The sequence below is a fragment of the Serratia sp. 22278 genome (genome assembly GCF_052045405.1).
GTDB classification, from domain to species: Bacteria; Pseudomonadota; Gammaproteobacteria; order Enterobacterales; family Enterobacteriaceae; genus Serratia; species Serratia marcescens.
Genome location: NZ_JBQEOW010000004.1, coordinates 110,053 through 123,257 on the forward strand (window position 1 = coordinate 110,053; position 13,205 = coordinate 123,257).

Genomic DNA, 13,205 nt, shown 5'->3' on the forward strand with positions numbered 1-13,205 from the left:
GCATGTCGGTTTCGCCGCTGCCTTTCGCCGCGCCCGGCGCCGCCATGCCCTGGCGCCGTTGTCTGGTGTTGGTGCTGGCGCTGCATCTGCTGGTTGCCGCGCTGCTTTGGCCCTGGCGAGACAAGGCCGTGCCGCCGTGGGTGCCGCCGCCGGCGGTGATGGTGCTGATGGCCGCCGCGCCGCAGGCCCCGGCCGAGGTGAAACAGCCGCCGGGACAAAGGACGCTGCCGCCTCAGGCTGAACCGTCGGCGCCGCCGGAGCCGTTGCCGCTGGTGAAAGCGCCTGACGCCGCGCAGCCGAACATCGCCGTGCCGCCGAAACAGAAAAAACCACCTAAGCCGGTGAAGAAAAACAACCTGCCCCGCACGCCGCCGCACGAGAGAATCATCGCGCCGCCGAAGGTTCAGGAGCAAAGCGCCGGCGCGCCGCCGCCGGGCCGCGCGGATAAAACGGCCGCGCCGCAAACCCGCCTGACACCCTATGCTCAGGCGGGGGAGGACAACTGGCGCAGCCGCATCAGCGGCCGCCTGAATCGCTTTAAGCGTTACCCCAAAGACGCACTGCGGCTGAAGCGCCAGGGCGTCGGGCAGGTGCGTTTCACGTTGGACAGACAGGGCCACGTGCTGGCGGTGACGCTGGTCAGCAGCGCCGGGCTGCCGTCGCTGGATCGTGAAATCCAGGCGCTGGTCAAACGCGCTTCGCCGCTGCCCACGCCGCCGGCGGACGCCTACGTCAACGGCACGGTGGAATTGACGTTGCCGATCGATTTCAGTTTGCGCGGCGCGGGTTTTTGACGCGGTTGTTTCATGGCGATGGCCTGAGCGTGGCGCACGGAAACCTTTGCCTCTGCGCCGCGATCGCATTTCGCGCGAAAAACCAGTGACAGATCAACCGCAATCCCCCAATATGGATTTTCCATCAAGATGATTACGCGGGTGCCAGTCTATGCTGAAAGTGAATGAGTATTTTGCCGGAAAAGTGAAGTCTATCGGTTTTGACAGTAGCAGCATCGGTCTTACCAGCGTGGGCGTGATGGAAGAGGGCGAATACACCTTCTCCACCGCGCAGCCGGAAGAAATGACGGTGATCACCGGGGCGCTGAAAGTGCTGCTGCCGGGGGCGCCGGACTGGCAGGTGTTTACGCCGGGCGAGAAGTTCTTCGTGCCGGGGCACAGCGAGTTCAACCTGCAGGTGGCCGACGCCACCGCCTATCTGTGCCGCTACCTGAGCAAATAAACGTTGCTCGTTAGGGGAACGCAGGGCTCAGCGAAGGCTGGGCCCTGGTCGTTTCTGAGGCGGGATTAACGCTGGGCTTCGCCGCCGAGCGCTTCGATGGTGTTTTTGATCAACGCCGCCAGCTCGCTGGTCATCAGGATAAAGTCGGCGTCAAAGCGCTGGGCGAAGTCATCGCGATCGATATCGTCGTTCTGCTCGCGCAGCGTGTCGGCGAACTTCAGGCGCTTGAGCGAGCCGTCGTCCGACAGCATCAGCTGGATGCGCTCCTGCCAGTCCACCGCCAGCTTGGTCACCAGCTTGCCGGCTTCGATGTGCACCGCGATTTCGTCGCTGATCAGATTCTGCTTCTTGCAGCGGATCACGCCGCCTTCTTCCAGAATCGCTTTCAGTTCCGCTTCATCCTGAATGGCGAAGCCGGCCGGCATCTCGCCGGAACGCACCCATTCGGTCAGCGTCAGTTCGATCGGGCTTTCCATGGTCAGCGGCACTACCGGCAGCGAGCCGAGGCTTTTGCGCAGCAGCGCCAGCGTGTCTTCGGCGCGTTTGGCGCTGGCGGCGTCGACCATGATCAGATCGTTGACAGTGTCGATCCACATGAAGGTCTGGTTGAAGCGGCTGAACGCGCGCGGCAGCAGGCTGTGCAGCACTTCATCTTTCAGCGCGTCCTTCTCGGTTTTCTTCAGTTTGCGGTGTTGCTCCGCCTCCAGGCGCTCAATCTTGGCCTGCAGCTCTTGCTTGATCACCGGCGACGGCAGGATTTTCTCTTCCTTGCGCGCGCAGATGACGATCTGGCCGTTGACCGCGTGCGTCAGCGCATCGCTGTGCGAGCCCATCGGGGAGACCCAGCCGGTCTTCGCCATGTCCTGGCTGCCGCACGGCGTGAAGGCGAACGCGCTGAGTTGTTTTTCCATTTCATCCGCGTTTAACGCCACTTCGCGGCTCAAACGGTAAACCATCAAATTCTTAAACCACAGCATAATGTTATCCCTGGCTGGGCGTGCGTTCGGCACGCTGATTCGTCAAAAGCAGGGCGGCATGATAACGAATTGACGCTGAAAAATCGCCCCATTCTCTCCGAATTGCGTCGCTTTGCGCACCGGGGAAGGACGGGACGGAGAATGGGAAACAGGTGATTCATTCGCGCGCTTACATTAGGCTGTGACAACGCTGCGTGGCATTGAGGAGAAAAAATACGTGCGCATTGGCATCGACTTGGGTGGAACAAAAATTGAAGTGATCGCGTTGGCGAATGACGGGCGGGAGCTGTTTCGCCATCGCATCGCCACGCCGCGCCATGACTACCGGCAAACCCTGGCGGCGATCGCCGGACTGGTGAAACTGGCGGAGGATCATACCGGCGAACGAGGATCGGTCGGGATCGGCATTCCCGGCACGCTGTCGCCGTTTACCGGGCGAGTGAAGAACGCCAACTCGGTGTGGCTCAACGGCCAGCCGCTGGATAAGGATCTGTCGGCGCTGCTGGCGCGCGAGGTGCGCATCGCCAACGACGCCAACTGCCTGGCGGTGTCGGAAGCCACCGATGGCGCCGGCGCAGGCGCGAAAACCGTGTTTGCGGTCATCATCGGCACCGGCTGCGGCGCCGGCGTGGCGCTGAACGGCCAGGCGCATTCCGGCGGCAACGGCATTGCCGGCGAGTGGGGCCACAACCCGCTGCCGTGGCAGGATGACGATGAGCTGCGTTACGCCCGCGAAGTGCCGTGCTACTGCGGCAAACCGGGCTGCATCGAAACCTTTATTTCCGGCACCGGTTTCGCCACCGACTATGCGCGCCTGAGCGGCAACGCGCTACAAGGGCATGAGATCATGGTGCTGAGCGAGCGGGGCGATGCGCTGGCGGAGCAGGCGATCGTACGTTACGAAATGCGATTGGCGAAATCGCTGGCGCACGTGATCAACATGCTGGATCCGGACGTGGTGGTGCTCGGCGGCGGCATGAGCAACGTGGATCGCCTGTACCGCACGGTGCCGCAGCGAGTGAAAGACTGGGTGTTCGGCGGCGAGTGTGAAACGCCGATCCGCAAGGCGGTTCACGGCGACTCCAGCGGCGTGCGCGGTGCGGCCTGGCTGTGGCCGCAACAGCAGCGCTAAGCGTTGCAACAAAGCGCGAGGCTGCTCGCGCTTTAAACCCTTCACTGTACAAAAACTGGACGGCGCTTTATGCTTTAGCTAACTTAGCTAAGGAGGACGCGTATGCCGATTCAGGCCAATATGCACGAAGCCAAATCCAATCTGAGTCAGTTGGCGGACAGAGCCGCGGAGGGAGAAACCGTGATTATTGCAAAAGCAGGGAAGCCGTACGTACAGCTGGTCGCCATCAAGGGGGAAGCGCGCCGCCCTGGCGCCGCCAAGGGCAAGTTCACCGTGCCGGCGGATTTCAACGCGGGGGATGCGGCCATTGCGGCGTTGTTTGAGGGCGATGAATGAAGCGCCTGTTGCTGGATACCCACGCGTTGCTGTGGTGGTTGATTGATGACGCCTGCCTGGGCGCGAACGCCAAAAGGCAGATCGCCGATCCGGGCAATGCGGTGTACGTCAGCGCGGCCAGCATTTGGGAGATCTCGATCAAGCAGGCGCAGGGCAAACTGGCGCTGCCGGAAGATATCTTTGCGATCATCGAGGCCGAGGATTTTCTGTCGTTGCCGATGGACACCTTTCACTGCCAACAGGCCGGGCAGCTGCCGCCCTATCATCAGGATCCTTTCGATCGCATGCTGATCGCACAGGCGCAGGCCGAGGGGCTGACGCTGATCTCCGCCGACGCGGTGTTTCCGCAGTACGGCGTGCGGGTGGCGGACGCCCGCCGTTAAGCCGGCTTTTCCTCGCTTTCGCTGCGCACCCGTTCGATATGAATGGTCAGAAACATCATCTCTTCCGTGGTGAGCTGATGCTGATAGTGCTTTTCGATGTGGCGGTTGATCTTGCCGGCGCAGGCGAAAGACTCGCGGTATTTCTCTTTCACCACCTGATACAGCGAGTCGTCGTCGCTGTCGACGTAGTTTTTCCCCAGCAGGCGCTGGGCGAAGAACTTCAAATGGGTGACGAAGCGGTGGTAGCTCAGGGATTCCTCGTTGTAATCAAAGCGGAAATGGTATTTGACCAGGTTGAGGATCTCTTGCATCACGCGGGTGATGTGCAGCGTGTTATGCATCTCGTCGTTAAGCTGAGCGTTGACCAGGTGCAGGGCGATAAATCCGGCTTCGTCTTCCGGCAGCGCGGTATCCAGCCGCTGGGCGATCAGGGCCAGCGCCTCCAGCCCGACGGCGAATTCGGCCGGATAGAGTTTTTTAATCTCCCACAGCAGCGCATTTTTGATATCCAGCCCTTGCGCATAGCGCTGCAGGGCGAAGTGGATGTGATCGGTCAGCGTGATGTAGACGATGTTATGCAGCTTGCCCGGCAGGCGTTCTCGGGCGAGGGTGATGATTCTGTCGGCGGTGGTGACGCAGGCCAATGGGATCTCGGCGAGCAGCTCTTTATAGCGCTCGGCGATTTCACCGCCGTTATGGGTGAAGACCTTTTCGATCAGGCTTTCGTCCAGCGTATCGCCGGGCTTCTTTTTAAAGCCGATTCCTTTTCCCATCACCACCGTCTCTGCCTGACGGTCGTCCAGCGTAATCACCACGTTATTATTGAGTATTTTAGCGATTTTCATGGTTTTTCCCGGTGTTTCAGCATCCTGAAAACGAAAAAACCTGACGCCCGGAAGCGATCCCGGGCGTCAGGTTTTGCCTGTATTTTATGTTTCTGCCCTGCGGCCTGAGCGGCGGAGGGGATACAGTAACAATCCTGTTATGCTGGCATAATAACCCGTGCCCGCCGCGGCTCAACGCTTTTCACCGCGGAGTGCCGCCGCGGTCACACTTCTGCGCGGCGCGCGGCGGGATCATTCCAGCCTGAAGTGCGCCTCCAGCCGGCTGACGCCGAGCCCGTTGACCTTTTTCACCTTGATCTGCACCGGAATGCGTTCTTTCATCGCCTCGACGTGGCTGATCACGCCGATGGTTTTGCCGGAGGCGTTCAGGCTGTCCAGCGCGTCCAGCGCGGTATCGAGGGTTTCGGCATCCAGCGTGCCGAAACCTTCGTCGAGGAACAGCGAGTCGATGCTGGTTTTGTGGCTGACCAAATCGGACAACGCCAGCGCCAGCGCCAGGCTGACCAGGAAGCTCTCGCCGCCGGACAGGGTGCGGGTATCGCGCAGCGCGTCGGCCTGCCAGGTGTCCACCACCTGCAGCTCCAGCGCGTCGCTGGTCTTACGCTGCAGCAGGTAGCGCCCGTGCAGCCGGCCGAGTTGAAGGTTGGCCAGATACACCAGATGATCGAGCGTCAGCCCCTGAGCGAAGCGGCGGAATTTGTCGCCCTCTTTTGAGCCGATCAGCTGGTTGAGGCAGCTCCAGTCGTCGTAGTCTTGCTGGCTGCGGGCGATCTGCTCGAACAGCGCCTGTTGATTGAGACGGCGTTCGGCGTCGCTTTCCAGCTGGTTGCGCAGTTCGCCCTGGCGCAGCTGCAGCGCCTTCAACTGCTGTGCCAGTTCGGCCAGCGATTGGGTGAGCGCATCGAGATCCGCGTTGGCTTCATCCACCCCTTCAGGGCGGTTTTGCCGGTGCTGCTCCAGCGTTTGCGTCGCCTGCGTCAGCAGGGCGGCGGCCTCCACCTGCCGCTGTTGCAGCTGTTCTTTGCGCTGTTGCAATTCGCGGCGCAGGACATCGTCCAGCAGCGCGGCGGTGAAGGCGGTTTCATCGGCGAATTCGCTGTCGGCCAGCGCCTGCTGCCACTGCTGCTGCGCCTGCTGCAGCCGCTCCTGCATCTGAGTGTGTTGATGTTGCAGCCCGGCCTGCTGGCCGGCCAGGCGTTCGCGCAGTTCCTGCGCCTTTTGCCACTGCTCGGCGGCCTGAACGCTGGCCTGTTCGCAGGCGGTTTGTTTGGCGCGCAGCTGTTCGCGCACCTCGGCGACCTGCTGTTCGCCGAACAGCGCCAGCCGCTGCGCGCGTCGTTCGGCAAGGGTCTTCTCGCCTTCTTGCCAGCGTTGATGCAGCTCTTGCTGCTGTTGCAGGCTGTCGGCGTGGGCTTTCTGCAGCAGCGTAAAGCGTTCTTCGAGCAACGCCAGCTGTTGCTGCGTCTGCTGCTGCTGCGTTTGCAGAGCGATGAGCGCATCCTTCGCCTGCTGTACCGCCTGCGCCGCCTGTTCATGCTGTTGCAGCGCGTGTTGCCCGCGCCGTTCTTCGTCGTCGCAGCCGTTCAGCCAGGCGCTGAGTTGCTCGCCATCCGCCAGCGTAAAGTCGAACGCCAACGGCGCGCTGAGCTGCCGCCACTGCTGCTGTTGGCCGGCCAGCTGTTGTTCATCCTGCGCGATGGTTTGCTGCTGACGCTGCAATTGCTGTTGCAGGTTGTCGTAACGGGCTCGCAGCTCGACGCCTTGTTTTTGCAATGCTTCGGTCTGGACTTTCATTTGCTCCAAACGTTGCGCGGTTTCTGACAGTTTTACCTCTTGGTATTGTTCTACTACCGGGTGCTCGCATGAGCCGCACAGCGGGCAGGGGGCGCCGGGTTGCAAACGGGCGCGCTCGGCCTCCAGACCCACGATCCGTTGTTCCAGCGCATAGGTTTTTTCAACATCGGCCTGGTGGGCTTTCTGCTGCTTAAATTGCTGACGGATGAGTTCTAGCTGTGGTTCCAACTGGGTAAGTTCATGTTGGCCGCTGTTTAGCTCTTGCCGCTGTTGTTCCAGCCGTTTAACGATTTGCTGCGATAAAGAAGCGAGAGCAAATAACTGCCGGCGCGTCGGGCGCAGATCCGCCAGGGCGCTCAGGCGTTGGCGCAGCGGGGCCAACGGCGTTTGCGCCTCCAGCGCCTGTTGCTGCTGTTGTTGAACGGCCAGCGCTTCGGTCAGCGCGTTCAACTGCTGCTGATGCTGTGCGGCCTGCGTCGTCAGTTGGCTGCGCTGGGCGGTGAGCTGCTCCAGCGCGGTCTGCTGCTGGGCGCATTGCTGCGCGGCGGCATCGCCGGCCTGTCGCCGCTCGGCCTGTGTCGACTGCAGTTGGGCTATTTGATGGTCGAGCGGGGCCACCTGGTCATCGATCAACTGTTGCTGTTGCCGCATATGCTCGGCATGGGTTTGCTGCGCCAGACGGGTTTTTTCCACCGCCTGCTGCAGCGGCGCCAGCTGCGCCGAGTGCTGTTCCTGTTGTTGCGTCAGCTGGGCTGCCTGCTGTTGTATCGTCTGCAGCTCGGCGCGGCAACGATCGCGTTCGCCGCGCAGCGGCCGCAATTTCTCGGCCGGTTCGCTGCGCGCCAGCCGCTGCAGCTGCGGGGCGGCCTCCGCCTGCTCGCGCTGGGCGGTGTCCAGCCGCAATTGCCCCTCGCTTTGCTGTTGCCGGAGGCGTTGCCATTGCTGCAGCCAGCTCAGCGCCTGTTGCTGCCGCTGGGTTTGCTCGCCGAGGGCGATTTCCTGCGCGCTCAGCGCCATCAGCTGTTCGGCCAGAGACTGGCGCTGCTCGTCGTTCAGCAGTTCGATGCCGCTGGCGCGTTGATGCAACGCATCCAGGTCGGTTTTGGCCTGCTTGTGCGACTCGAACACCTGTTCGGACAACCGCCCGTAGATTTCGGTGCCGGTCAGCTCTTCCAGCAGTTCGGCGCGATCGTTGGCGTCGGCGTTGAGGAACGCGGCGAACTGCCCCTGAGACAGCATCATCGATTTGGTGAAGCGGCCAAAGTCCAGCCCGGTGATGGCGGCGGTAAGCTCCAGCTTGTCGCGCACCTTGTCCGCCAGGATCTTGCCGTCCTCGCGGCGCGCCAGTTCGACCTTCGGCGCCTGCAGATTGCCGTCCGGCGCGTTTTTGGCGCGGCGCTGGCTCCAGAAGGCGCGATAGCCGACGCCCTTGACCTCGAATTCAACCTCCGCCAGCGATTCGGAGGTGTGGCGGGTCATCAGTTCATTCTGGCTCGGCGTGACGTTGAGGCGCGGCGTCTGGTGGTACAGCGCCAGGCAGATGGCGTCCAGCAGGGTGGTTTTGCCCGCGCCGGTCGGGCCGGTAATGGCGAACAGGCCGTTGCTGGCGAACGGCTCGGCGGTGAAGTCAATTTTCCATTCGCCCTGCAGCGAGTTGAGGTTTTTTAACCGCAGGCTGAGGATCTTCATGGGTTGGTCTCCTCGGCGTTGTGCTGCACCGCTTCGACCACCTGGCGGAACAGTTGGTGCATCCGCCGTTGGCGCGCTTCGGGCATGTCGGCCTCCTGTGTCAGACGCCGTTCGAACACCTCGTTGACGCTCAGCTCGTTCAGCGTTTCTTTATCCTGCTGCGCGATCGCCTGGCGGCGCTGCTCTTTACTGCGCCGCAGCAGCACCACTTCCACCGGCAGCTCATCCGCCATCAGCTGGATGCGGCGCTGGATGTCGCTGAGGTAGTCCTGCGTCGCCACTTCGATATCCAGCCACACCGGCAGCTCGCCGGCATAGTCGGCAAATTGCCGCAGCTGCCGTTCGATCTCGGCCAGATCGCCTTTGATCAGTTGCATGGGCTGAAACTGCGGGATCGTTAACGCGTCTACCCGCTGCAAAGCGCCGTCGGCGAAATCGACCAGGAAGACGCTTTTGGCTTTGCCCAGCTCATCGAAGCTGAGCGGGATCGGTGAGCCGCTATAGCGAATATGCTCCGATTTGGCGACGTTCTGCGCGCGGTGAATGTGGCCCAACGCGATATAGTCGGCGGGCGGGAAGGCCTGCGCCGGGAAGGCGTCGAGGGTGCCGATATAGATGTCGCGCACCGAGTCGGAGGTGGTGACGCCGACGGTGGTCAGGTGGCCGGTGGCGACGATCGGCAGCGGTAGGCCCAGCTGGTCGCGGCGCTCGCAGGCCGCCTGATACAGCGCTTGGTAATGTTCGGCGATGGCTTCCTGCAGCGCCTGCTGTTTCTGCGCGCCGGATTCGCCGGCGCGGCTGGTGAGCAGGTCGCGCGGCCGCAGGAACGGGATGGCGCAAAGCACCGCGCCCGGCTGGCCGTCGCGTTGGTTAAGCACCACGATCTGTTGTTCCGGGGCGCCCTGCGCGCTGGCGATCACCGTGGTGTTCAGGCAAGAGAGCAGTTCACGCGATTCGTTCAGCGTTGCGACCGAATCGTGGTTGCCGCCCAGCACTACCAATTGGCAGCCGGTGCGCTGCAGTTCCACCACGAAGCGGTTGTACAGCTCGCGGGCATAGCTGGGCGGCGAGCCGGTATCGAACAGATCCCCGGCGACGATCAGCGCATCCACCTGCTGCTGTTCGATCTGTTCGATCAGCCAGTTCAGAAAAGCCTGGTGCTCGGCGGCGCGGCTTTTGGTGAAAAAGTACTGGCCAAGGTGCCAGTCAGAGGTGTGGATCAGGCGCATGACACTCCCGGATGCAAAGATAATGGCGATGATTATAAAGGCCGCGGCGGCGGCTGTCCCGGCGCAATGATGATGACAACCGGATGATTTTTCTTTACTGCGGGAAATAATCGCTATGCTTACTGCCTATAACAGCCGGTTTTTTTCATAAAAGTGTCACAAAACTGACGCATAATGGCGCCCGAAAAGTCGCTAACACATTGGCAGGATTGACGATGGCAAGACGCATACTGGTGGTGGAAGACGAAGCGCCGATCCGTGAGATGGTGTGCTTTGTGTTGGAACAGAATGGTTACCAACCGTTGGAAGCCGAGGATTATGACAGCGCCGTGACGCGTCTGTCTGAGCCGTTCCCTGATTTGGTGTTGCTTGACTGGATGTTGCCCGGGGGTTCCGGCATTCAGTTTATCAAACATATGAAGCGCGAAGCGCTGACCCGCGATATCCCGGTGATGATGTTGACCGCGCGCGGCGAAGAAGAAGACCGGGTGCGCGGCCTGGAAGTGGGGGCGGATGATTACATCACCAAGCCGTTCTCGCCGAAGGAGCTGGTGGCGCGCATCAAGGCGGTCATGCGCCGCATTTCGCCGATGGCGGTGGAGGAGGTGATTGAAATGCAAGGGCTGAGCCTGGACCCGTCCTCCCACCGCGTGATGGCGAATGATCAGGCGCTGGACATGGGGCCGACCGAGTTCAAGCTGCTGCACTTCTTTATGACCCACCCGGAGCGGGTTTATAGCCGTGAGCAGTTGCTTAATCACGTCTGGGGCACTAACGTTTATGTGGAAGACCGTACCGTTGACGTGCATATCCGTCGGCTCCGCAAAGCGTTAGAAACCAGTGGGCATGATAAAATGGTTCAAACCGTTCGGGGCACCGGCTACCGGTTCTCAACGCGCTACTGATCGCGCCGCGCTGGAGAATATGCCGTGTTAGAACGTCTGTCGTGGAAGAGGCTGGCTCTGGAGCTGGCTCTTTTCTGTCTGCCCGCCTTACTGCTGGGGCTGATTTTCGGTTATCTGCCCTGGTTCCTGCTGGCCTCCGCGCTGGCAGCGCTGGTGTGGAATTTCTACAACCAGCTCAAACTCTCCCATTGGCTGTGGATCGACCGCAGCATGACGCCGCCGCCCGGCCGCTGGAGTTGGGAGCCGCTGTTTTATGGCCTGTATCAGATGCAGCAGCGCAACCGCCGCCGCCGGCGCGAGCTGGCGCTGCTGATCAAGCGCTTTCGCAGCGGGGCCGAATCGCTGCCTGACGCGGTGGTGATGACCACCGTCGAAGGCAATATCTTCTGGTGCAACGGGCTGGCGCAGCATCTGCTCGGCTTTCGCTGGCCGGAAGACAACGGCCAGCACATCCTTAACCTGCTGCGTTATCCGGAATTCAGCCACTATCTGCAACAGCAGGAGTTTTCGCGCCCGCTGACGCTGCAGCTGAACAACGAACACTACGTCGAATTCCGCGTGATGCCGTATTCTGAAGGGCAACTGCTGATGGTGGCGCGCGACGTCACCCAGATGCGCCAGTTGGAGGGCGCGCGGCGCAACTTCTTCGCCAACGTCAGTCATGAACTGCGCACGCCGCTGACGGTGCTGCAGGGCTATCTGGAGATGATGGGCGACGAAGAGCAGGATGGCTCGCTGCGCAGCAAGGCGCTTAGCACCATGCAAGAGCAGACCCGCCGGATGGACGGGCTGGTCAAGCAGCTGCTGACGCTGTCGCGCATCGAGGCGGCGCCCAATGTCGACATGAACGAGCGGGTGGATATTCCGCTGATGCTGCGGGTGTTGCAGCGTGAGGCGCAATCGCTGAGCGGCGGCAATCACGAGATCACCTTCCGGGTGAACGAACAGCTCAACGTGTTCGGCAATGAAGACCAGTTGCGCAGCGCGGTGTCTAACCTGGTGTACAACGCGGTCAACCACACGCCGAAGGGCACCCATATCGAAGTCAGCTGGCAGCAGACGGCGCACGGCGCGCAATTCCAGGTCAGCGACAACGGGCCGGGCATCGCCGCCGAGCATCTGCCGCGCCTGACAGAGCGTTTTTATCGCGTCGACAAGGCCCGTTCGCGCCAGACCGGCGGCAGCGGGCTGGGGCTGGCGATCGTCAAGCACGCGCTCAGCCATCACGACGCGCGGCTGGAGATCCTCAGCGAACCGGGGATCGGCACCCGCTTTATCTTTACCTTGCCCAATCGGTTGATTGTTCCCGCCGCTTTATCAGAGAATGCGGTGAAAAATTAACGCGAGACACCGGTATGACCCGAATTACCCGAGGGCTGTTGCTTTGCCTGGCGCTGCTGGCCGGACGCGGCGCGCTGGCGCAGCCTGACGGCATGTTGGCGGGCAACCTGTCCAGCGTCGGCTCCGACACGCTGGCGAATTTGATGGCGCTGTGGGCGCAGGATTTCAGCCAGCATTATCCCAACGTCAACCTGCAGATCCAGGCCGCCGGTTCGTCGACCGCGCCGACCGCGTTGGCGGCGGGCGCCGCGCAGCTGGGCCCGATGAGCCGGCCGATGAAGGCGGCCGAGGTTTCGGCGTTCGAACACCGTTACGGTTATGCGCCGCTGGCGGTGCCGGTAGCGGTGGATGCGCTGGTGGTGTTGGTGCATCAGGACAATCCGCTGCGCGGCCTTAACCTGCAGCAGCTCGATCGCATTTTCTCCGCCACCCGGCGCTGCGGTGAAAGCCAGCCGCTGACGCGCTGGGGCGAGCTGGGGCTGCGCGGCGACTGGGCGACACGCTCGCTGCAACGCTTCGGCCGCAACTCGGCGTCCGGCACCTACGGCTATTTCAAACTGCGCGCGCTGTGCGGCGGCGATTTCATGCCGCGCGTCAATGAGCTGCCTGGTTCGGCTTCGGTGGTGCAGGCGGTGGCCGGTTCGCTCAACGGCATCGGCTACGCCAGCATCGGTTTTCGCGCCAGCGGCGTGCGGCTGCTGCCGCTGGCGGAGTCGGGAGAAGACTATGTCGCGCCTACTGCCGCCAACGTGCGCAACGATCGCTACCCGCTGTCGCGCTATCTGTATATCTACATCAACAAAGCCCCCAATCAACCGCTGGAGCCGCTGACCGCCGCGTTCCTCGATCGCGTGCTGTCGACACCAGGGCAAAGCCTGGTCAACCACGACGGCTATCTGCCGCTGCCGCCGGCCGCCCTGCAGAAGACTCGTCAGGCGCTCGGGTTGCCACCGCTCGCGCTGGCCACGGCGCAATAAGCGACAAAAATCGGCGTAATTTTCGCCTTTTTTCACGGCAAAACGGAGCTTATACCACGCGAAAACCGGGCATTTATTGGCGTTTTCGCGCGGTAATGCGATATATGCTTCACGTTTCGTGAATTCATTGTTCAAAAATGATACAAATCATGTAGTGTATATTTATTGATAGCCAATATGATCGACTGGTGGCTAAAGTTTATATGGTCGATAGCTCTGCTTTTCGCCGTGCGTCTTGCCTTGAAGCGCTATAAACGTTTACCTTAGCCTTCGTTGTCGGATTAAACCTCCATTTTTATAACTCCTAAAATTTTGCCCATCTTCATGAGCGGCCACTTTCGAATAGGGACATAAACGCCGG

The 13,205-nt window shown here is 61.6% G+C and carries 12 protein-coding genes; 8 read left to right on the forward strand and 4 right to left on the reverse strand.

Annotated features, from left to right (window positions below):
- The first annotated feature begins 2 nt into the window (after positions 1-2).
- Complete coding sequence (locus ACTJJ6_RS10355) at positions 3-794, forward strand: energy transducer TonB (RefSeq protein WP_176063617.1); 792 nt, start codon at positions 3-5, stop codon at positions 792-794.
- 151 nt (positions 795-945) lie between these two features.
- A complete protein-coding gene (gene ppnP / locus ACTJJ6_RS10360; protein ID WP_004940463.1) occupies positions 946-1,236 on the forward strand; it encodes a pyrimidine/purine nucleoside phosphorylase in 291 nt (96 codons plus the stop codon).
- 65 nt (positions 1,237-1,301) lie between these two features.
- Here the strand turns inward: ppnP and rdgC are convergent, their stop codons facing one another.
- Positions 1,302-2,213: a recombination-associated protein RdgC gene (gene rdgC / locus ACTJJ6_RS10365; protein ID WP_004940461.1), complete on the reverse strand. Its 912-nt coding sequence runs from the start codon at positions 2,211-2,213 to the stop codon at positions 1,302-1,304.
- A gap of 217 nt (positions 2,214-2,430) precedes the next feature.
- Here rdgC and mak point away from each other — a divergent pair, with 217 nt between their 5' ends.
- From mak to ACTJJ6_RS10380, 3 genes are all read left to right on the forward strand, one after another.
- On the forward strand, positions 2,431-3,345 hold the full coding sequence (mak, locus tag ACTJJ6_RS10370) for a fructokinase (protein WP_016928894.1): 915 nt from the start codon (positions 2,431-2,433) through the stop codon (positions 3,343-3,345).
- 102 nt (positions 3,346-3,447) lie between these two features.
- Entirely contained in the window at positions 3,448-3,681 is a 234-nt protein-coding gene (locus tag ACTJJ6_RS10375; protein ID WP_016928893.1) for a type II toxin-antitoxin system Phd/YefM family antitoxin, read from the forward strand.
- The gene (locus ACTJJ6_RS10380; RefSeq protein WP_079450865.1) at positions 3,678-4,064 is read left to right on the forward strand and encodes a type II toxin-antitoxin system VapC family toxin; all 387 of its coding nucleotides are present in this window, start codon (positions 3,678-3,680) and stop codon (positions 4,062-4,064) included. Before ACTJJ6_RS10375 ends, ACTJJ6_RS10380 begins: the two co-directional genes overlap by 4 nt.
- On the opposite strand, the gene licT is transcribed toward ACTJJ6_RS10380, so the two are convergent.
- From licT to sbcD, 3 genes are all read right to left on the reverse strand, one after another.
- On the reverse strand, positions 4,061-4,909 hold the full coding sequence (gene licT / locus ACTJJ6_RS10385; RefSeq protein WP_016928891.1) for a BglG family transcription antiterminator LicT: 849 nt from the start codon (positions 4,907-4,909) through the stop codon (positions 4,061-4,063). The genes ACTJJ6_RS10380 and licT overlap by 4 nt on opposite strands.
- A 231-nt stretch (positions 4,910-5,140) precedes the next feature.
- Complete coding sequence (gene sbcC / locus ACTJJ6_RS10390) at positions 5,141-8,392, reverse strand: exonuclease subunit SbcC (RefSeq protein ID WP_440801328.1); 3,252 nt, start codon at positions 8,390-8,392, stop codon at positions 5,141-5,143.
- Positions 8,389-9,621 (reverse strand): exonuclease subunit SbcD, encoded by a 1,233-nt coding sequence (gene sbcD, locus ACTJJ6_RS10395; RefSeq protein WP_147882278.1) that lies wholly within the window; start codon positions 9,619-9,621, stop codon positions 8,389-8,391. The genes sbcC and sbcD overlap by 4 nt, the downstream gene beginning before the upstream one ends.
- Positions 9,622-9,836: 215 nt before the next feature.
- On the opposite strand from sbcD, the gene phoB reads away from it, so the two are divergent.
- Genes phoB through ACTJJ6_RS10410 form a run of 3 tightly spaced genes read left to right on the forward strand, consistent with a single transcriptional unit; the run spans position 9,837 to position 12,844 of the window.
- A complete protein-coding gene (phoB, locus tag ACTJJ6_RS10400) occupies positions 9,837-10,526 on the forward strand; it encodes a phosphate response regulator transcription factor PhoB (RefSeq protein ID WP_004940438.1) in 690 nt (229 codons plus the stop codon).
- 24 nt (positions 10,527-10,550) lie between these two features.
- Positions 10,551-11,867, forward strand: a complete 1,317-nt coding sequence (gene phoR, locus ACTJJ6_RS10405) for a phosphate regulon sensor histidine kinase PhoR (RefSeq protein WP_004940434.1) — start codon at positions 10,551-10,553, stop codon at positions 11,865-11,867.
- A 14-nt stretch (positions 11,868-11,881) separates the two neighbouring features.
- Positions 11,882-12,844, forward strand: coding sequence for a PstS family phosphate ABC transporter substrate-binding protein (locus tag ACTJJ6_RS10410; protein ID WP_016928888.1), 963 nt, complete (start codon positions 11,882-11,884; stop codon positions 12,842-12,844).
- Positions 12,845-13,205: the final 361 nt, after the last annotated feature.

Excerpts from the sequence above, each read along its gene's own strand:
- ACTJJ6_RS10355 (WP_176063617.1), top strand. The coding sequence starts at position 3 with ATGTCGGTTTCGCCGCTGCCTTTCGCCGCGCCCGGCGCCGCCATGCCC.
- ppnP (WP_004940463.1), top strand. The coding sequence starts at position 946 with ATGCTGAAAGTGAATGAGTATTTTGCCGGAAAAGTGAAGTCTATCGGT.
- rdgC (WP_004940461.1), bottom strand. The coding sequence starts at position 2,213 with ATGCTGTGGTTTAAGAATTTGATGGTTTACCGTTTGAGCCGCGAAGTG.
- ACTJJ6_RS10375 (WP_016928893.1), top strand. The coding sequence starts at position 3,448 with ATGCCGATTCAGGCCAATATGCACGAAGCCAAATCCAATCTGAGTCAG.
- ACTJJ6_RS10380 (WP_079450865.1), top strand. The coding sequence starts at position 3,678 with ATGAAGCGCCTGTTGCTGGATACCCACGCGTTGCTGTGGTGGTTGATT.
- licT (WP_016928891.1), bottom strand. The coding sequence starts at position 4,909 with ATGAAAATCGCTAAAATACTCAATAATAACGTGGTGATTACGCTGGAC.
- sbcC (WP_440801328.1), bottom strand. The coding sequence starts at position 8,392 with ATGAAGATCCTCAGCCTGCGGTTAAAAAACCTCAACTCGCTGCAGGGC.
- sbcD (WP_147882278.1), bottom strand. The coding sequence starts at position 9,621 with ATGCGCCTGATCCACACCTCTGACTGGCACCTTGGCCAGTACTTTTTC.
- phoB (WP_004940438.1), top strand. The coding sequence starts at position 9,837 with ATGGCAAGACGCATACTGGTGGTGGAAGACGAAGCGCCGATCCGTGAG.
- ACTJJ6_RS10410 (WP_016928888.1), top strand. The coding sequence starts at position 11,882 with ATGACCCGAATTACCCGAGGGCTGTTGCTTTGCCTGGCGCTGCTGGCC.